The organism is Achromobacter sp. MYb9 (assembly GCF_002975275.1).
In the GTDB taxonomy this organism is placed as follows: Bacteria; Pseudomonadota; Gammaproteobacteria; order Burkholderiales; family Burkholderiaceae_B; genus Achromobacter.
In genome coordinates, this window is sequence record NZ_PCOQ01000001.1 from 56,101 (window position 1) to 73,978 (window position 17,878).

Consider the following 17,878-nt stretch of genomic DNA (forward strand, 5'->3'; position numbering starts at 1 on the left):
TGCGGGTACCGGCTTAGGACAGTTCGCCTTCAACCAGAACCGTGACGTCGACGAGAACGTCGGCGTGCAGGGCGACCTGGATCGGGAACTCGCCGATCGACTTCAGCTGGCCATTGGGCAGACGCACTTGCCCCTTTTCGATGCCTTCGAAACCGGCCTTCTTCAGCGCTTCGGCGATGTCGGCATTGGTAACCGAGCCGAACAGACGGCCGTCAACACCGGCCTTCTGAGCGATCTTCAGCTGGAAGCCGGAGACGCGCTCGCCCAGAGCTTGGGCGACGGCCAGCTTTTCAGCCTGAACCTTTTCCAGCTCGGCGCGGCGAGCTTCGAATTCCTTCAGGGCGGCGTCGGTTGCACGACGAGCCTTGCGCTGGGGAATCAGGAAGTTGCGGGCGTAACCATCACGCACGCGAACGACTTCACCCAGGTTGCCCAGGTTGACGACTTTTTCGAGCAGAATAACTTGCATTTCAGTGCCCCGGATTAGTTGTGGTTGTCGGTGTAAGGCAACAGGGCCAGGAAGCGCGCGCGCTTGATGGCGGTGTCCAGCTGGCGCTGGTAGATTGCCTTGGTGCCGGTCAGACGAGCCGGGATGATCTTGCCGTTTTCTTGCACGAAGTCGCGCAGGGTGTCCAGATCCTTGTAGTCGATCTCTTCGACGCCGGCTGCGGTGAAGCGGCAGAACTTACGACGCTTGAAGAGCGGGTTCTGCTGCGTGAATTTGCGTTTTTCTTTGCGTTTTCCGAAGAAAGCCATGATATGTGCCTCTATGTTTGAGGGATCTGGTGGTTATCAATAACCGGGCCAAACTCCCATAACCTATCCGTATTCAGAAGGCGCTCTCGCACCTTTTGCCCATTCCCTTCAAGCCACCTGCGGATCGCGCCCTGCGCTGCCGCTGACCTTGCGTGCCTGCTGCAAATGCAGCTTGATCTTCACCGAGTCTTTGCGGGCGGGAGCCAAAAACCCCTGCACCAGCAATTCAGACCCTAACGCGGTGTTCTTCAACAGCAACGCCAGATCGCCTAGTGCCACGGCGGTAATCGTCAATTCGACACGGCGCGGGTGGCCGGCTTCAATGACTTCCGATTCGTGTGCCAGCAGCATTTCCAGCGCTGGCAGTCCGGCGGGAGTGTGGCGCAAAGGCTCGCATTCAAGAACGCGGGCGCTGAGTTCCAGCTTGTTCATCCTGCCGTGCACCAAGGGGGCTTCACGGGATGAGCTCTGCGTGAGCCCTGCTTACTCGGCCTGAGCCGGCGCTGCTTCAGCCGAAGCCTTACGGGCTTCTTCGCGCTCAACCGACTTCATCATGATCGAGGGCGTGGACTGGGCCTTCTTGGTCTTGATGACCAGGTGGCGCAGAACGGCGTCGTTGTAGCGGAACGAGTGCTCCAGCTCATCCAGCGTGGCTTGGCCGCACTCGATGTTCAGGCAAACGTAGTGAGCCTTGACCAGCTTCTGGATCGGGTAGGCCAGTTGACGGCGACCCCAGTCTTCCAGGCGATGAACCGAGCCGCCTTGGCCCGTGACCAGCGCTTGGTAACGTTCGACCATGGCGGGCACTTGCTCGCTTTGGTCGGGGTGAACGATAAACACTACTTCGTAGTGACGCATGAGTAAAACTCCTTGAGGATGTCTCGCTGGCCAACATCCTGCACCCGCGCTTTCCATCATGGGTGTCGCACTGCCCTGTTCCTGGTCCACCGCCGCGGATTGCTCCATTTTGGGGTCCCGGTAGGGTTTCAGCACGCTAAGACGTCGGCCCGCAAGGGGCAGCCCGCTACCCAAAAACCATGGGCGGTCGAGCAAGAAAGCCCTCGATTATCACCGATCGGACGGCATGGCGCAAGCCGCAAGGGGCTCAGGAAATAAGGGACGGGCTATTTCCATCGCCTTGGGCAACTGGCTGAGGCAGATCGGCAACACCGATTGCCTGTGGCCGGTTGACCACGCTGACCATCACATAGCTGATGATCATCAAGAGGAACCACGAGCCCAGCTTGGCGATCGACACCCATTCCCAGGCATGCGACTGGTTGGGATAGCGCCAGGCATTGGCAAAGGTGCCGATATTTTCGGCAAACCAGATGAACAGGGCCACCAGCACGAAACCCAGCAGCAACGGCATGCGCCGGTAGACGCGCCAGATCCGGAAATACACCCAGGTGCGCGCGAACAGCGCCGCCGTCAAGCCGAACAGCGCCCAGCGGAAATCCATGATGAAGTGGTGCGCGAAGAAATTCACATAGATCAGCACCGACAGCGCCACGGTCGCGGCCATCGGCGGATGGGCGCGGAAGCGGAAATCAAACAGGCGCCACACCCGGGCCAGGTAGCTGCCCACCGCCGCATACATGAAACCCGTGAACAGCGGCACGCCGCCAATCCGGAGCACGCTGGCCTCGGGATAGATCCAGGACCCCGCCGCCGTCTTGAAGAGTTCCATGCCGGTGCCCACCACATGGAACATGAGGATCACGCGGGCTTCGCTCCAGGTCTCCATGCGCAGCGCCAGCAGCACGGCCTGAATGCCCAGCGCGGCAAGGGTCAGGAAATCGTAGCGGGCCAGCAGCGCATCCTTGGGATACCACCAGTGCGTGCCCAACAACAGCGCGCACATCAGGCCGCCGAACAGACAGGCCCAGGCCTGCTTTGCGCCAAAGCGGAAGAACTCGTAGAACGCGACGCCAAAACGGCCGCGGCCGGCCAAATTGCTGGCCAGCCGCGATTCCCACTCTTGCAGCCCCGCGATAAGCGGCCAGTCCCTGGCCGCCGGATGGCTCACGGAACGCTCAGCCTTCCACGACGGCGTAGGCCGAGTGGTTGTGGATCGATTCGAAGTTTTCGGCTTCGACGCGATAGCGGGCGATACCCGGATGCGCGTTCAGGCGGGCGGCCACGTCGCGCACCAGGTCTTCGACGAACTTGGGGTTGTCGTAGGCGCGCTCGGTCACGTACTTTTCGTCAGGGCGCTTGAGCAGGCCCCAGAGTTCGCACGAGCCTTCCTCTTCGATCAGGCGAATGACACCATCCATGCTGATGTCGTCGCTGAGGATCGCCGACACCGTGACATGCGAGCGCTGGTTGTGCGCGCCATATTCCGAGATGGCCTTGGAACACGGACAGAGGCTGGTGACGGGCACCTGCACGATCAGTTCGAATTCGACGCCATCGCCCTGGGCACGCGCGATCCACTGGACTTCGTAGTCCAGCAGGCTTTGCACGCCGGAGATCGGCGCCGACTTGTTGATGAAATACGGGAACGACGCCGTGATGTCGCCACGGTCGGCATGCAGCAACGGCAGCATGTCGGCCGCCATGGCGCGGAACAGCGTCGGCGTCATGGGGGTGCTGCGGTATTTTTCCAGCAGCGCGACGAAACGGGACATATGTGTCCCTTTTTCTTCGGGCGGCAGCGCCACCGTCAGCGTCCAGTTGGCGACAGTGCCTTGGGCCGAGCCATCGCCGCTTTCAATCAGCATGGGGTGGCGCACGCCACGGATGCCCACGCGTTGAATCGGGATGTGCCGGGTGTCCGCCGAGCTCTGGACGTCGGGCATCACGATGGCGGGGTCGATCGGAGAATTCATGTCAGCTTACCTGTCTAGGCAATCAGTCGCTCGCGCACGGCCTAGGAAACTTTGAGAGACGGCCATTATCGCCCAAACCCCGGCAACCGCCAGGGAAAACCCTTCTATCCGTAGGTTGGCGGGGCCGGAACAGTGTGTTTCATATGCCGGACAAAAGCGTCGCCTTTGCCCGGAACCCTAAACCCGTCAGGCCAGCAGATCGGCGTAGCGGGCGCGGATCGACTGCTCGATGCCGGCGGCATCCAGGCCGATGCCCGCCAACAGGGCCGATTGTTCGCCATGGTCGATGAAGGCGTCCGGCAAACCCAGCTGCAGCACGGGAATCTGCACGCCGGCGGCGCTCAGGGTCTCGAGCACCGCGCTGCCCGCCCCGCCCATGATGGACGCGTCTTCCAGCGTAACCAGCGCATCGTGCCGGGCCGCCAGGTCAAGGATCAGTTCGCGGTCAATGGGTTTGACGAAGCGCATGTCGGCCACCGTGGCGTCCAGCTTGCCGGCGGCCGCCAACGCGGCCTGCACCAGGGTGCCGAAGCCCAGGATGGCGATCTTCTTGCCTTCGCGGCGCACCACGCCACGGCCCAATTCAACCGTGTCCAGCCCGGCGCCTTCCGGCGCGCCGCAGCCCGCGCCGCGCGGATAGCGCACGGATGCCGGGCCGGGGTACTGATAACAGGTGGACAGCAGCAGACGCGTTTCGCTTTCGTCCGACGGCGTGGCGACCACCATGTTCGGCACGCAGCGCAGGAACGCGGTGTCATAGTTGCCGGCATGGGTGGCGCCATCGGCGCCCACGATGCCCGCGCGATCCAGCGCGAAGGTCACGTCCAGGTTCTGCAAGGCCACGTCATGGATGAGCTGGTCGTAGCCGCGCTGCAGGAAGGTGGAGTAGATCGCGACGACAGGCTTCTGGCCTTCGCAGGCGATGCCGGCGGCAAACGTCACGGCGTGCTGCTCGGCGATGCCCACGTCGAAATAGCGCAGCGGGAACCGCTTTTCGAATTCCACCAGGCCACTGCCTTCGCGCATGGCGGGCGTGACGGCGACCAGGTGCGAATCCTGTTCGGCCATGTCGCACAGCCAGCCGCCGAACACCTGGGTGAAGGTGCGCTTGCCGGGCGCCTTGGATTGCTGGATGCCGACGGCGGGATCGAACTTGCCCGGCCCGTGATACAGCACCGGATCAGCTTCGGCCAGCTTGTAGCCCTGCCCCTTCTTCGTGACCACGTGCAGGAACTGCAAGCCTTGCAAGGCCTTGAGGTTCTGCAACGTGGGCACCAGGGCGTCCAGGTCGTGGCCGTCGATGGGGCCGACGTAATTGAAGCCGAACTCTTCGAACAGCGTGGCCGGCGTGACCATGCCCTTGGCATGCTCTTCGAACCGGCGCGCCAGCTCAAGCACCGGCGGCACATGCTGCAAGACGGCACGGCCGACATTCTTGGCCGCGGCGTAGAAGCGGCCCGACATCAGGCGCGCCAGATAGCGGTTCAGCGCCCCCACCGGCGGCGAGATCGACATGTCGTTGTCGTTCAGGATCACCAGCAGGTTGATGTTGGGCGTGACGCCCGCGTTGTTCATGGCCTCGAACGCCATGCCGGCGGACATGGCGCCATCGCCGATGACGGCGATGTGCTGACGCTGCACGCCGGCGTTGCGCGACGCGACCGCCATGCCCAGCGCGGCCGAGATGGACGTGGACGAATGCGCGGTGCCAAAGGCGTCGTATTCGGATTCGCTGCGCTTGGGAAAGCCCGAAATCCCGCCCGCCTGACGCAGTTGCGCCATGCCGGCGCGGCGCCCGGTCAGGATCTTGTGCGGGTAGGACTGGTGGCCCACGTCCCAGACGATGCGGTCATGCGGCGTGTCGAACACCTGGTGCAGCGCCAGCGTAAGCTCGACCGTGCCCAAGTTGGACGACAGGTGCCCGCCCGTTTTGGATACCGACTCCAGCACGAAGCCGCGCAGTTCGTCCGCTAGCTTTTTCAGCTCGCGACGATCCAGGCGCTTGAGGTCTGCCGGGGATTGAATGCGGTCCAATAAATCAGTCGTCATGCTTTTATGGGGTTCGTTGACCCGGCATGAATTCAGGCCGGGCTGGTCACGGATCAGCGGTCTCGAAGGACGATGAAGTCGGCCAATTGCGCCAGACGCCCGCCAGCATCGCCCAAAGGCGCCAACGCCGCCAGCGCCGCTTCACGCAATTCGTCGGCGAACGCCCGCGCCTCGGACAAGCCCAGGAGCGACACGTACGTCGGCTTGTTCTCCGCCGCGTCCTTGCCCGGGGTCTTGCCCAGGCTGGCCGTGTCGGCGGTCACATCAAGAATATCGTCCACGACCTGGAAGGCCAGGCCCATCGCTTGCGCATAGGCGTCCAGCGCCTGGCGCGAGGCCGAGCTGGCGCCCGCGACGATGCCGCCCAGCGCGACACTGCAGGCCAGCATGGCGCCGGTCTTCATGCTGTGCATGGTTTGCAGATCGTCGCGCGACAGGGAACGGCCGACGCTGAGCAGGTCGATGGCCTGGCCGCCCGCCATGCCTTGACTGCCGGCGGCGCGCGCCAGCGACTGGGTGGCCTGCACGACCAGGGCGGGCGCGATCGGCATCGAGGCCAACAGGTCGAAGGCCAGCGGCTGCAAGGCATCGCCCGCCAGCATGGCGGTGGCTTCGTCGAACTTGACGTGCGTGGTGGGCTGGCCACGGCGCAGCGTATCGTCGTCCATGCAAGGCAAGTCGTCGTGGACCAGCGAATACGCGTGGATCAGTTCCACCGCCGCGGCGGCACGGTCCAGCGAGGCCTCGATGGCCAGCACGCTGCCGCTGACCGGGCAGGCTTGGCCGGCGGCATAGACCATCGCGGCGCGTACCCGCTTGCCGCCACCCAGGACGGCGTAGCGCATGGCTTCATGCAGGCGGACCGGCAGCACATCCGCGGGCGGCATCAGGTCGTCCAGGACGTCTTCGACGTGCCGCACGCGACCCTGCAGCCACTCCGGAAAAGCGAGTTGAGTTTGCTTCATCGGATTCTTATTCGTCATCCAGCGCCGCGGGGTCCAGTGGGCGCAGCAAGTCGCCCTCCAGGACCTTCACCTGCTGTTCGGCCTGCGCCAAGCGGTCTTGGCAGACCCGGGTGAGCGCAACGCCGCGCCGGTAGGCGGCCAGCGATTGCTCAAGCGGCAACGATCCATCTTCCATGGCCGCAACCAATGACTCCAATTCGGCCAGGGCCGTTTCGAAATCCTGGGGCAAGGGACGGTCGTCGATCTGCGGATCGGCTTGTGTGGGTTTGGCCAAACGGGTCTCCGAGGGCGCTAGGGGGTGGATCAATCTCCGAATTGTACGAGATCGCCACGCCGGAGCCGGCTACGCCCGCGCGATCATGCGGATGCCCCCGCAAGACCCGCGATCGCCGCCCGCAGCGCGGGCGCCACGCGCGTGCGCAGCTCGGGTTCCGGCAACAGGCTGGCAGGGCCGCCGCAGCTCATCACGAAGACGCCTTCGCCGGTGATGGACGTAAACGGCACCGCGACGGCGTTGATGCCCGACTGCCACTCGCCAATGGCGAAGCAGCAGCCTGATTCCTGGAGTTGCTCGCGTGCACGGGCAATGGCGTCAACGGGCGGCGCGGCGGCCTCCAGGCGCGCCATCGTCTCGTCGCACGCGCCAGGCGGCAGGCTGGCCAGATAGGCCCGGCCCATTGCACTGTCGAGGCTGGCGCGATAGCCGACCGGCAGGCGCAGGTACAGCGCGGAAGATCCGTGGATCGCTTCGACATAGGTCATGGCGTCGCCGTCGAACGCGCCGAGCGCGACCGCGCCGCCAGTGTCGCGGGCCAGTTCGGTCATCGAGGCCTTGGCCAGTTCGCGCACCTCGAGCCCGGCCAGCAGGCCAAAGCCCAGCGCCAGCACGCCATAGCCGGGCGAGTACTTGCCGGTATCCGGGTGATAACGCAGGTAGCCCAGCTCGGTAAGCGTGTAGGTGATCCGGCTGATGGTGGGCTTGGGCAGGCCGGTCAGGCGCGCCAGGTCCAGGTTGCCCAGCGCGGTCACGCCATGGCGAAAGCAGCGCAGCACGTCCAGCCCCCGCGCCAGCGCGGTGATGAAATCGGGGGAATTGGCGCCCTCGCCCACGCCGGCCGTGCGCTTGCGGCGCGCCGGCTGGCTAAGTTCCAGCCTTTCGTCGGGCTTGGTGGCCGCATGGATTACCCGCTTGGCATCAGAAAAAGATTGCATTTCTATTCGCTTCGTTTTTATAGTTTATTTCGAATAACAAAACTAAATTCCATATAACGGAATTTAAATGATTCAAGGAGACTTGGCAAGCCACTGTGGCGCCCCTGGCGGCGCGATCCGGCCAAGCCAAGCCCGTCCTCCACTCACGCACGCGATTTCAAGGGGAAAACATGATTCGCACGAGTATCAAACTGCTGGCCACCGTACTGCTCAGCGCCGCCGCGCTGGGCGCACACGCCGACACGTATCCGGCACGGCCCATCAAGGTCGTCTCGCCCTTCCCGGCGGGCGGCGCCACCGATGTGCTGACCCGCATCCTGGCCGAACGCATGGCCAAGACCTTGGGCCAGCCCATGATCGTGGAAAACAAGGCAGGCGCGGGCACGTCCATCGGGGCGGCGTTCGTGTCGCGGGAACAGCCGGACGGCTACACCATTCTGATGGCCACGAACTCGACACTGGTGACCAACCGCTACCTGTATAAGGAACTGCCCTACGACCCGGACGGCTTCGCCCGCATCGGCATGGTGGGCGTCGGCCCGCTGGTGCTGCTGTCCAGCCCCAAGCGGCCGTTCAACAGCACGCAGGACGTGGTGGCCTACGCCAAGCAGAATCCGGGCAAGCTGACGTTCGCAACCTTCGGCCCCGGCACGTCGTCGCACCTGGCGGGCGAACTGTTCAAGGAACGCGCCGGCATCGACATCCTGCACGTCCCCTTCAAGGGCGCGACCCAGGCCCTGCCCGCGCTGATCAGCGGCGACGTGGACCTGTTCTTCGACATGGTCGCCACCGGCATGCCGCAGGCGGACGCCGGCAAGGTCAAGGTCTTCGCCATCACCAGCCCGTCTCGGCTGGCAACGCTGCCCAAGCTGCAGACGCTGGCCGAAGAGGGCTACCCTGCCTTCGACATGACGGCCTGGTTCAGCTTCGTGGCGCCCAAGGGCACGCCGGCTCCGGTGCTGGAAAAACTGCAGGCCGCGTTGACCGAGACCTTGCAGGACGAAGCCGTGAAGAAGCGCATGCTGGACATGGGCATCGACCCGCGCTCGGGCACGGCGGCCGAATTGGACAAGCAGATCAAGACCGAACAACCGATCGTGTCGCAACTGATCAAACAGGCCAACATCGTCCTGCAATAAGCGCGCACGGTTGCCCGCCAACGGTTTAGTGACAAATCGTTCGCGGCCTTGCCGGCCCGCGAAACGGTGGCGGGCCTCTCGGTCCGCCACTCTTTCCACCGACAGCGCCCATTCGGGTCCTGTCGGTTTTTTACGCCTTGCCTAACCGCTGGATACAGAAGCCGGGCGCATGCCGCTGCTAAGGTGAAAAAGGATTCACCAGCGGGAGCCCGGATTGCCTGATACCGAAGACCGATACGCCCGCCTGGACGCCGCCCGCTGGCTGGCGGCCGTGGCGGTCGTGCTGCTGCATAGCGCGGCGCTGATCGTCAGCGACCCGGCCGCCTATGGCCGCGGCGCCTGGCTGGCCGCCAATCTTTATGACTCGGCGGCGCGTTGGTGCGTGCCCGTCTTCGTGATGGTCAGCGGCGCCCTGCTGCTGGACCCCGGCAAGCCCAGCGACGCGCTCACGTTCTACAGCCGCCGGATGGCGCGCATCTGCGCGCCGCTGGTCTTCTGGACCTTGTTCTATCTGGCATGGCGCACGGGCCTGGACTGGTGGGACGACGGGCGCGTGGACTTTTCGTTCTGGCCGCGCAAGGTCGTCCAGGGCGAACCGTACTACCACCTCTGGTACCTGTACATGATCGTGGGCCTGTACCTGTTCGCCCCGCTGGCCCGCCTGCTGTATGCGCGGAGCACGCCGCGCGGCCGCGCCCTTTGGGTCGTGGGCATTCTGGGCGTGGCAATCCTGGACGCGCTGTACCGACGCGCGCTGGGCGCCCCGCACGGCTTCTTCCTGACCTGGTTCCTGCCCTATCTGGGGTACTTCGTGGCCGGCCGTCTGATTTTTGACGGCGAAATGCGCATTCCCCGGCCCGGCCTGATGCTGGCGGCCAGCGTGGCCGCCACCGCGCTGGGCGTAAGCGTCATGTCCAATGGCCATGCGCTGGACACCTATTTCTATGACTATTTCAGCCTGACGGTGCCGTTCATGTCGCTGGCCGCGTTCCAATGGATCGTCTCGTCGCCACGCCTGCCGCGGCTGGCTGCGCTGGCGCCGCTGACCTTCGGCGTCTATCTGATCCACCCGGTGTTCCTCGACGTGGCGCGGCGCGCGGGCGCATTCACCGGCGGGGACCGCGATGCCTGGACCGTGCCCTTGCTGACCGTGGCCGTGTTCGCCCTGTCGGCCGCCAGCAGCTGGCTGCTGCGACGCCATCCGGCCACCCGCCGCCTCGTCTGAAAGACCTACGCCACGAAGGGTTAATGGGGTTTTACGCCCCGCCGGACATCCCCCTGTTCAACTTCACCAAGCTTCACGGATCTTCACGGGCGTGGGGGAATCCCTTGGGGTACAATTCACGGCTTATTTGATCGGCCAGACACCGATTTTTCTTCGCGCCAGCATGGATTTAGCCAAGCTCGACTGTTGAGCTCAAGCGTTTGCAAAAGCAGTTCGCAAAATCGCTGGGCTTGAACAAAAGCGCTTGGCAGAGTTCAAACCGTCCTGGCTTTTTTATCCGAGCGGAGGGAATCATGACCGACATCGGTCGGATGGCACATGTCGTGCCAGCTCGCACCCAGCTACCCGTCAGTGCTTACTTTGACGAAGCCCTCTTTGCCCGCGAGCAAGAACTCATTTTCAAGCAATCCTCGCAATATGTCGGCCACCAGAAATTGGTGCCCGAAATCGGGGATTGGCGTACGTTGGTTCAGGAAAACGCAGGGCGCGTGCTGGTTCGCAACCAGCAAGGCGTTGAACTCATCTCAAATGTCTGCCGTCACCGTCAGGCGTTGATGCTGGGCGGCGAGGCCGGCAATGTGGCCGGCAACTGCAATTCCCAAGGCAATCTGAAAGCCACCGGCGGCAACATCGTTTGCCCGCTGCACCGCTGGACGTACAACAACCAAGGCGAGTTGTTGGGCGCGCCCCAATTCGAGACCACGCCCTGCATGAACTTGCAGAAGTTCCGCCTGCGCGATTGCCACGGCCTGTTGTTCGAAGGCCCGCGCGACCCGGCCTCGGACATGGCCCCGCTGTTCTCGCGCCCGGAGTTCAACTTCGGCGACTACGTGCTCGACCATGTCGAAGTGCATCAGTGCAACTACAACTGGAAGACCTTCATCGAGGTCTACCTCGAGGACTACCACGTCGGTCCGTTCCATCCCGGCCTGGGCCGCTTCGTCACCTGCGACGACCTGACCTGGGAATTCAACGACTGGTACAGCCTGCAGAAGGTCGGCGTGCACAACGCGTTGGCACAGCCGGGTTCTGATGTGTACAAGCAGTGGCACGACCGCCTGCTGTCGTTCCGCGACGGCGACGCCCCGGACTTCGGCGCGGTGTGGGTCACGTATTTCCCGACCCACATGATCGAGCTTTACCCGCACGTGCTGGTGCTGTCGACGTTGTATCCGAAGAGCCCGCAGGAAACGATCAACGTGGTCGAGTTCTACTACCCCGAGGAAATCTCGGCGTTCGAACGCGAATTCGTCGAGGCGCAACGCGCGGCCTACATGGAAACGGCCATCGAAGACGACGAGATCGCCGAACGCATGGATGCGGGCCGCAAGGCCCTGATGCTGCGCGGCGTGAACGAAGCCGGCCCGTACCAGTCGCCAATGGAAGACGGCATGCAGCACTTCCACGAGTGGTACCGGCGCATCATGCACAACATCTAGTCGCGCCCCCGCAAACGCGGGTTCGCCGCAATCGAAGAAAGGGCCTCGCATTCGTGCGAGGCCCTTTTTCTTGTGCAAGGCGTTAGCGCGTCAGTGTCCGATCGCGCCCGCCACCGTTCGCTCGCCAATCGCCAGCCCCACCGTCATGCCGACGCCCGAGTGCATCACGGCGACGGTCGTCGCCGCGTCCACGGGCATCACCGAGAACGGCGCCGGGCCGTGGGCGCCGTAGACACCCTGCCAACGCTCCAGCACGCGCAATCGCGCGCCCAGCGCCTGCGACGCCAGGTCCAGCATGGCGTTGTCGACGGCCTCGTCGTTGAATGGAAGCGCATCCTGCCCGTAGCGGTGCGAATCGCCGATGATCAGTTCGCCATAGGGCGTGGGGCTGATCAGCAGGTGGATGCCGTTCTCAAGCAGCATCGGTGTGCGTGCCTGGATCACGTCACGCAGGACTTGCGCCGACGGCAGGTCCGAAAAGGCGCCGTAATGCACGCACGACAACCCCGTCAGCACGGGACGGTCCAGCGCGATGGAGTTCGTCTCGAAAGCCGCGCGCAGCATCTGCAAGCGGGTGATTTCCAGGTTCAACGGCGCGAACCGTTCGGGCAGCAAGGTCAGGTAGTCGTGGCCCGGGCAGACGAACACGTGCTTGCCCTGGAAATCGCCGGCGGTGGTGCCGACCACGCCATTTTCCACGGCGCGCGCCAGCGTCCCGGTGATGAACGTCACGCCCAGCGATTCCGCCAGGTAGCGCGTGATCGCAGGCAACGCCTCGCGCGAATAGATCTGCAGGTCGTCGTGGCCGCGCAGGCCCATGCAGTGGTGCGCCAACTGCCCGTCGTACAGACCCGCCACGTCGCGGGCGGACAGCAGGTCGGCGCGGTAGCCTTCCTGCGCAAGCCGCGTATCCGCGAACTCCTGCAGCACGGCGGCCTCGTCGGCATTGCGCGCCAGCACCAGGGCGCCGTTGGCGCGCACGTGGAAGCCGGCCTTGTCGGCCAGATCCAGCCACAGTTCGCGGGCCTGCTGCGCATGCGACAGCATCATGCCAGGCGCCTGGCCGGTCACGATGACCTGGCCGAAGTTGCGGATCGTGGCGCCGTGCGCCTGGCGGCTGCGTTCGATCACGGCCACCGACAGGCCGCGCTTGGCGGCCGCCCAGGCGTGCGCGATGCCGAGCATGCCCGCGCCCACCACGATTACGTCGTAAGTTTTCATCTCAGGAACATTGCTAGAGGAATAGCGGAGGAAGCCGCCGCGTGGCGGCGCTTCCGGTAAGCGGCGGCACGGCAAGCGCCGCGCCGCTGCGTGGTCGGACGCTTACTTCTTCTTCGGCTCGGACTTGCCGTCGTAGCGCTTCGTCCATTCGGCGATGATGCGTTCGCGGTTCGTGGCGGCCCAGACGAAGTCGTTCTTGATCATGCGCTTGGTCAGGTCGGCCGGCAGGTTCGGGTTGACCGTGGCGATCGACGGGATCGCCAGCACCGCGAAGTTGGCCTTGTACAGCTCGTTGGCTTCGCGGCTGGCCGAGAAGTCGGCCAGCTTGCGCGCGGCCTCCAGGTTCTTCGTGCCCTTCATGATGGCGGTGGCTTCCACTTCCCAGCCCAGGCCTTCCGACGGGAACACGGCTTCGACCGGCGCGCCGTCGGCCTTCAGCTTGGCGGCGCGGTAGTCGAACGACACGCCGATCGGGAATTCGCCCGCCGCGGCCATGTTGCAAGGCTTCGAACCCGAGTGCGTGTACGAACCGATGTTCTTGTGCAAGGCGTCCATGTAGGCCCAGCCCTTTTCTTCACCGAAGATCTGCAGCCACGCGCTGACGTCCAGGAAGCCCGTGCCCGACGAGGCGGGGTTCGGCATGACGATCTTGCCGGCGTAGACGGGCTTGGTCAGGTCTTGCCACGACGTGGGCTTGGGCAGCTTCTGCTTTTCGGCTTCGATGGTGTTGAAGCAGATGGCGGCGGCGTAGCCGTCCATGCCGACCCACGACGGCTCGGCCTTGGCGTCGCGCATGTTGGCGGCGATCTGGTCCAGCCCCTTGGGCGCGTAGGGTTGCAGCATGCCTTCCTTGTCCATCAAGCCCAGCGCCGTGCCGGCCAGGCCCCAGATCACGTCGGCCTTCGGGTTGCTTTTTTCAGCCAGCAGCTTGGCGGCGATGATGCCGGTGGAGTCGCGGACCCACTGGATCTTGATGTCGGGGTTGGCGCGCTCGAAGGCGGCCTGGTAGACCTTGATCTGATCGGCTTCCAGCGCGGTGTAGACCGTCAGCGTGGTTTCGGCGGAGGCGGCGCCCATCAGGCCCGTCAGGGCGGCGGCCAGTGCAAGCAGCTTGTAGCGATTCATGAGGAACTCCGTGGAAGAGCGGAAAAAAGGGTGAGAGCCGCCGCCACGGCCGGCGATTGCGGCTGCGGTATGCGGGGTGAAAGAGGAATGCGGCCGGCGGCGCCGGCCAGTCAGGAGCTAGTTCAGGGCCGTTCGCCTCGCGCCAGACGGGCGTCGATATCGGTCACGACGGCCGGCAGGTCCGCCACGGTATCGATCAGATAGTGCGGCGCGGCGGCCGACAGTTCGCGGGTGGCCTCGGCGCGCGCCTTGTCGCGCCCGGCTTCGTCCAGGCTAAGGTATTCGTCCAGCGTCAGGCCGGCGGCGTTGCCCGACAGCAGCAGGCCCACCGTCCACATGCCGGCGCGGCGGCCTTCCTCGATGCCGGGCGAGGTGTCGTCGACCTTGATGCAGCCTGCGACGTCGGTCAGGCCCAGTTCCACGACGTTCTTCAGCGCCATCGCCGGCGCCGGACGCGCGCGCGGCACGTCATCACTGGCCACGATGCAGTCGGGCTCCAGGCCTTCGGAGGCCGCCCGTTCGACGACGCGGCGCATGACGCTGGCGGGATAGCCCGAGCAGGAGCCGATCTTCAGGCCGCGCTGGCGCAACGCGCGCAGCAGTTCAGCCGCGCCGGGAATGGCCGCCGAATACTGCGCGACCTTTTCCAGCTGCATCGGCAGGAAGCGTTCATAGATGGCGGTCACGTCCTCGTCGGTCGGCAGGCGGCCGAACTGGGCCTGGTATTGGCCGGCGATGGCGGGCTGATCGCACAGGGCGCGGATGTGGTTCCACTTGCCCACGCCCATCGGGCCGCGGGCTTCTTTCAACGACACGTCCATGCCGAACTGTGAAAACGCATCCACGAACACCTTGGTGGGCGCGAACGAACCGAAGTCGACCAGCGTGCCGGCCCAGTCGAAGATCACGGCTTCCAGCTGGACGGGCAAAGGGGAAACTTTCATGAGGGTCATCCTAGAAATAAGCGTTCAGAGGGCCGCGGGTCGGCGCCAGGCCTGGCTGCGCGCCACCAGCGCGCGGCTGGCCAGGTGCAACGCAAGCGCCGCGACGGCGGAACTGGCCATGATCACGGTGCACATGGCGGCGGCCGGGCCGATGAAGCCGGCATCGTCCATGTTCAGCACGGCGACGGCAGCCAGCACCGTGGACGGGCTGTACAGGAACACCACGGCCGACACGGTGGTCATGGCGGAAACGAACAAGTAACGGGCGACATCCAGCGCCGCGGGCAGGCACATGGGCAAGGTCACGCGCAGGAAGGTCGTCATGCGCGGCACCTTCAGCGACGCCGAGGCGGCTTCAAACTCGGGGTCCAGGGCATTGAGCGCCGTGGCCGCCGTCAAATGCGCGCTGGTGTAGAAGTGGACGACCGTGCACAGGATCAGCAGCGGCATCGTCCCGTAGAGCATGTTCAAGGGGTTCATCAGGCTATTGAAGAAAAAGATGTAGCCCAGGCCCAGCACCAGGCCGGGAACGGCCATCGGCATCAACGCCAGCATGCTCACCGCGCCGCGCAAGCCGCGCGCCACCCCGCCGCGCGCGGGCACTTTCTCCATCATCCAGGCGCCGACAAACACCACCACCGTGCCGATCACCGCCGTGCAGAACGCCAACTGCAAGCTGTTGCGCCAGGCCAGCCAGCCACCGCCATCCATGTTGTCGAAATCATAGGACCGCAACGACAGCGACAGGTTGTACGGCCACATCTTCACGAACGATGCCCAGACGGCCACGCCGATAATCAGCAGCAGGAAGGCGGCCATCGCGCCGGCCAGCGCCAGGAAGGCCGCATCGCGCCGGACGTTAACGCCCGAGACGTAGGGCTGCGCCCGGCCGCTCATCTGGGCGCCTTGGCGGGCGCGCAGCCGGCGGTCCAGCACGAACGTCAGCAAGGCGGGCAGCAACAGCAAGATGCCGATGGCCGCGCCCTTGGGGAAATTCTGCTGGCCGACCACCGCCTTGTAGGCCTCCATGGCCAGCACGTTGTAGTCGCCGCCCACCACCTTGGGCACGCCGAAGTCGGTCACCGTCAAGGTGAACACGACGCAGCAGGCCGAAAACACGGCATAGCGCGTGCCGGGCAGGGTCACGGTAAGAAAGGTGCGCCACGAGCCGGCACCCATGGCGCGCGCTGCGTCATACAGGCGGCCGTCGGCCAGGGTCAGGCCGGTCAGCAAGATCATCAAGGCATGCGGAAAGGTGTAGAAGGCCTCGCCCACGACAATGCCCCAAAAACCATAAATGGTGGCGCCGCCCGTCAGCCCCTTGAGCAGGCCCTGATTGCCCAGCAGATAGACCAGCGCGATGCCTGGCAAAAGCGACGGCGCCAGCAGCGGCAGCAAGGCGATGGTACGCAGCAGGCCCTTGCCGGGCAGGCGCGTGCGGGTCAAGCCATAAGCGAAACCGTAGGCGCAAGGCACCACCAGCAGCATCGTGACGATGCCGACGGTCAGGCTGCGCCCGACCATGGCCATGAAACCGTCCGCGCCGATGATGCCGGTGACGACAGACAGGCCGGCCCACGCGCCGTCGCTGTCGGTGACGGACTTTGCCAGGATCGCCGCCAGCGGTAACGCCAGAAACAGCACCAGGAACAGGACGAGCGCGCCCTGCCCCGCCGTCAATCCCAACGTGCCGATCCAGCCGGGTAGCGGACGGCGGCCCAGGACGGCCGCGGTGGCGGCCTGAGACGGCGGCGAGGCGGGCATGGCGGCCGCGGTGGCGGCGGCCTCGGCGGCGGAGGGTCCCGTCACGGCGTCATCAAGCGTAGGCGCGAATCGCATGGCGCGGCAGCTCCACCCAGCAACGGCTGGCAGCGTGAGGCCCCAACAGGGCATCTCCGATTTCAGGGGACACGATGGAGTGCACGGTTGACCCGGGCACGCCTTCCAGCCGCAGCGCCAGGCGATAGCCCCGGCCCAGGAACACGCCGTCCAGCACATCGGCCAGCATGGAGTTGGGTTCTTCCGGGCGCGCCATGCTGACGCGCACGGCTTCCGGACGCACGAACAGCTTGCCCGACGCGCCATCCAGCGCCTCGTCCACAGCCAGTTCCTGCCGGCCCACGCGGGCGCGGTGGGCATCGACGCGCTCGAACGGCAGCCAGTTCGCCTCGCCCACGAAATCGGCAATGAAGGCCGAACCCGGCTGGCGGTAGAGCTCGCGCGGCGTGCCGTACTGTTCGATCACGCCGCCGTTCATCACGGCGATGCGGTCAGCCATCACCATGGCCTCTTCCTGGTCGTGCGTGACCATCAGGGTCGTGATGGACAGGCGTTTCTGCAAGGCGCGCAGCTCGATGCGCAGGTGTTCGCGCACCCGGGCGTCCAGGGCGGACATGGGCTCGTCCAGCAGCAGCAGCGACGGCGACGGCGCCAGCGCCCGCGCCAGGGCCACGCGCTGCTGTTGGCCGCCGGAAATCTGTCCCGGATATTTTTCCGCCGCGCCCGACAGCCCCACCAGGGCCAGCATTTCCTCGACCCGGCTGGCGACGTGCTTGCGGTGAGCGCGCTTGCCGCTCAGGCCGTAGGCGACGTTCTGGGCCACGGTCAGGTTGGGAAACAACGCATAGGACTGGAACAGGATGCCGTAGTCGCGCTCTTGCGGCTCGGCGCGCGAAATATCCCGGCCGGACAACACGATCGTGCCGCTGTCCTGGCGCTCCAGCCCGGCGATGGCCCGCAGCAGGGTCGTCTTGCCGCAACCGGACGGTCCCAGCAGGCACACCAGTTCCCCGGCGCGGATATCCAGCGAAACGTCCGCCAGCGCCGTATGGCTGCCGAACCGTTTCACAAGATTTCGAACTGAGAGGAAGGCGTTATTCGGTTGGGGCATGGTGCCTCCGGTCTGGGAACGAAGGCAGTATGGAAGGCGCGTATTGAGTGTTTATGACACTTCGCGCAAATGCAGTAAT

The 17,878-nt window shown here is 65.0% G+C and carries 18 protein-coding genes; 3 read left to right on the forward strand and 15 right to left on the reverse strand.

Going from position 1 to position 17,878, the window contains the following annotated elements; genetic code table 11:
• Positions 1-13: 13 nt before the first annotated feature.
• The 10 genes from rplI to CQ050_RS00340 all read right to left on the reverse strand — a co-directional run bounded on the left by rplI (position 14) and on the right by CQ050_RS00340 (position 7,816).
• The gene (gene rplI, locus CQ050_RS00295; RefSeq protein WP_105554891.1) at positions 14-469 is read right to left on the reverse strand and encodes a 50S ribosomal protein L9; all 456 of its coding nucleotides are present in this window, start codon (positions 467-469) and stop codon (positions 14-16) included.
• A 14-nt stretch (positions 470-483) separates the two neighbouring features.
• The gene (gene rpsR, locus CQ050_RS00300) at positions 484-756 is read right to left on the reverse strand and encodes a 30S ribosomal protein S18 (RefSeq protein ID WP_006218308.1); all 273 of its coding nucleotides are present in this window, start codon (positions 754-756) and stop codon (positions 484-486) included.
• Between the two features lie 108 nt (positions 757-864).
• Positions 865-1,188: a primosomal replication protein N gene (gene priB, locus CQ050_RS00305; RefSeq protein ID WP_105554892.1), complete on the reverse strand. Its 324-nt coding sequence runs from the start codon at positions 1,186-1,188 to the stop codon at positions 865-867.
• Between the two features lie 51 nt (positions 1,189-1,239).
• Positions 1,240-1,614, reverse strand: coding sequence for a 30S ribosomal protein S6 (gene rpsF / locus CQ050_RS00310; RefSeq protein WP_006225050.1), 375 nt, complete (start codon positions 1,612-1,614; stop codon positions 1,240-1,242).
• Positions 1,615-1,861: 247 nt separating this feature from the next.
• Positions 1,862-2,785, reverse strand: a complete 924-nt coding sequence (locus tag CQ050_RS00315; RefSeq protein ID WP_105554893.1) for a DUF817 domain-containing protein — start codon at positions 2,783-2,785, stop codon at positions 1,862-1,864.
• Between the two features lie 7 nt (positions 2,786-2,792).
• Entirely contained in the window at positions 2,793-3,590 is a 798-nt protein-coding gene (gene folE2, locus CQ050_RS00320; protein WP_105554894.1) for a GTP cyclohydrolase FolE2, read from the reverse strand.
• Between the two features lie 186 nt (positions 3,591-3,776).
• The gene (gene dxs / locus CQ050_RS00325; RefSeq protein WP_105554895.1) at positions 3,777-5,639 is read right to left on the reverse strand and encodes a 1-deoxy-D-xylulose-5-phosphate synthase; all 1,863 of its coding nucleotides are present in this window, start codon (positions 5,637-5,639) and stop codon (positions 3,777-3,779) included.
• A gap of 53 nt (positions 5,640-5,692) precedes the next feature.
• Positions 5,693-6,604: a polyprenyl synthetase family protein gene (locus tag CQ050_RS00330; protein ID WP_105555537.1), complete on the reverse strand. Its 912-nt coding sequence runs from the start codon at positions 6,602-6,604 to the stop codon at positions 5,693-5,695.
• 7 nt (positions 6,605-6,611) lie between these two features.
• Positions 6,612-6,878, reverse strand: coding sequence for an exodeoxyribonuclease VII small subunit (locus CQ050_RS00335; protein ID WP_105554896.1), 267 nt, complete (start codon positions 6,876-6,878; stop codon positions 6,612-6,614).
• Between the two features lie 83 nt (positions 6,879-6,961).
• Entirely contained in the window at positions 6,962-7,816 is an 855-nt protein-coding gene (locus CQ050_RS00340; protein WP_105554897.1) for an IclR family transcriptional regulator, read from the reverse strand.
• 170 nt (positions 7,817-7,986) lie between these two features.
• Here CQ050_RS00340 and CQ050_RS00345 point away from each other — a divergent pair, with 170 nt between their 5' ends.
• From CQ050_RS00345 to CQ050_RS00355, 3 genes are all read left to right on the forward strand, one after another.
• Positions 7,987-8,955: a tripartite tricarboxylate transporter substrate binding protein gene (locus tag CQ050_RS00345; protein ID WP_105554898.1), complete on the forward strand. Its 969-nt coding sequence runs from the start codon at positions 7,987-7,989 to the stop codon at positions 8,953-8,955.
• 214 nt (positions 8,956-9,169) lie between these two features.
• Entirely contained in the window at positions 9,170-10,180 is a 1,011-nt protein-coding gene (locus CQ050_RS00350; RefSeq protein WP_105554899.1) for an acyltransferase, read from the forward strand.
• A gap of 293 nt (positions 10,181-10,473) precedes the next feature.
• Positions 10,474-11,619 (forward strand): aromatic ring-hydroxylating dioxygenase subunit alpha, encoded by a 1,146-nt coding sequence (locus tag CQ050_RS00355; RefSeq protein ID WP_105554900.1) that lies wholly within the window; start codon positions 10,474-10,476, stop codon positions 11,617-11,619.
• A gap of 90 nt (positions 11,620-11,709) precedes the next feature.
• Here CQ050_RS00355 and CQ050_RS00360 read toward each other — a convergent pair whose 3' ends face one another.
• The 5 genes from CQ050_RS00360 to CQ050_RS00380 form a co-directional block, all read right to left on the reverse strand.
• Complete coding sequence (locus CQ050_RS00360; RefSeq protein WP_105554901.1) at positions 11,710-12,840, reverse strand: TIGR03364 family FAD-dependent oxidoreductase; 1,131 nt, start codon at positions 12,838-12,840, stop codon at positions 11,710-11,712.
• Between the two features lie 102 nt (positions 12,841-12,942).
• Entirely contained in the window at positions 12,943-13,965 is a 1,023-nt protein-coding gene (locus CQ050_RS00365) for a putative 2-aminoethylphosphonate ABC transporter substrate-binding protein (protein WP_105554902.1), read from the reverse strand.
• A gap of 122 nt (positions 13,966-14,087) precedes the next feature.
• A complete protein-coding gene (phnX, locus tag CQ050_RS00370; RefSeq protein WP_369868188.1) occupies positions 14,088-14,909 on the reverse strand; it encodes a phosphonoacetaldehyde hydrolase in 822 nt (273 codons plus the stop codon).
• Positions 14,910-14,933: 24 nt separating this feature from the next.
• The gene (locus CQ050_RS00375) at positions 14,934-16,748 is read right to left on the reverse strand and encodes a putative 2-aminoethylphosphonate ABC transporter permease subunit (protein WP_369868189.1); all 1,815 of its coding nucleotides are present in this window, start codon (positions 16,746-16,748) and stop codon (positions 14,934-14,936) included.
• Entirely contained in the window at positions 16,726-17,799 is a 1,074-nt protein-coding gene (locus tag CQ050_RS00380) for a putative 2-aminoethylphosphonate ABC transporter ATP-binding protein (protein WP_105554904.1), read from the reverse strand. Before CQ050_RS00380 ends, CQ050_RS00375 begins: the two co-directional genes overlap by 23 nt.
• Between the last annotated feature and the right edge of the window lie 79 nt (positions 17,800-17,878).

Coding starts and splice junctions, on each gene's coding strand:
- rplI (WP_105554891.1), bottom strand. CDS start 469: ATGCAAGTTATTCTGCTCGAAAAAGTCGTCAACCTGGGCAACCTGGGT.
- rpsR (WP_006218308.1), bottom strand. CDS start 756: ATGGCTTTCTTCGGAAAACGCAAAGAAAAACGCAAATTCACGCAGCAG.
- priB (WP_105554892.1), bottom strand. CDS start 1,188: ATGAACAAGCTGGAACTCAGCGCCCGCGTTCTTGAATGCGAGCCTTTG.
- rpsF (WP_006225050.1), bottom strand. CDS start 1,614: ATGCGTCACTACGAAGTAGTGTTTATCGTTCACCCCGACCAAAGCGAG.
- folE2 (WP_105554894.1), bottom strand. CDS start 3,590: ATGAATTCTCCGATCGACCCCGCCATCGTGATGCCCGACGTCCAGAGC.
- dxs (WP_105554895.1), bottom strand. CDS start 5,639: ATGACGACTGATTTATTGGACCGCATTCAATCCCCGGCAGACCTCAAG.
- CQ050_RS00330 (WP_105555537.1), bottom strand. CDS start 6,604: ATGAAGCAAACTCAACTCGCTTTTCCGGAGTGGCTGCAGGGTCGCGTG.
- CQ050_RS00340 (WP_105554897.1), bottom strand. CDS start 7,816: ATGCAATCTTTTTCTGATGCCAAGCGGGTAATCCATGCGGCCACCAAG.
- CQ050_RS00345 (WP_105554898.1), top strand. CDS start 7,987: ATGATTCGCACGAGTATCAAACTGCTGGCCACCGTACTGCTCAGCGCC.
- CQ050_RS00355 (WP_105554900.1), top strand. CDS start 10,474: ATGACCGACATCGGTCGGATGGCACATGTCGTGCCAGCTCGCACCCAG.
- CQ050_RS00360 (WP_105554901.1), bottom strand. CDS start 12,840: ATGAAAACTTACGACGTAATCGTGGTGGGCGCGGGCATGCTCGGCATC.
- CQ050_RS00365 (WP_105554902.1), bottom strand. CDS start 13,965: ATGAATCGCTACAAGCTGCTTGCACTGGCCGCCGCCCTGACGGGCCTG.
- phnX (WP_369868188.1), bottom strand. CDS start 14,909: ATGAAAGTTTCCCCTTTGCCCGTCCAGCTGGAAGCCGTGATCTTCGAC.
- CQ050_RS00375 (WP_369868189.1), bottom strand. CDS start 16,748: ATGCGATTCGCGCCTACGCTTGATGACGCCGTGACGGGACCCTCCGCC.
- CQ050_RS00380 (WP_105554904.1), bottom strand. CDS start 17,799: ATGCCCCAACCGAATAACGCCTTCCTCTCAGTTCGAAATCTTGTGAAA.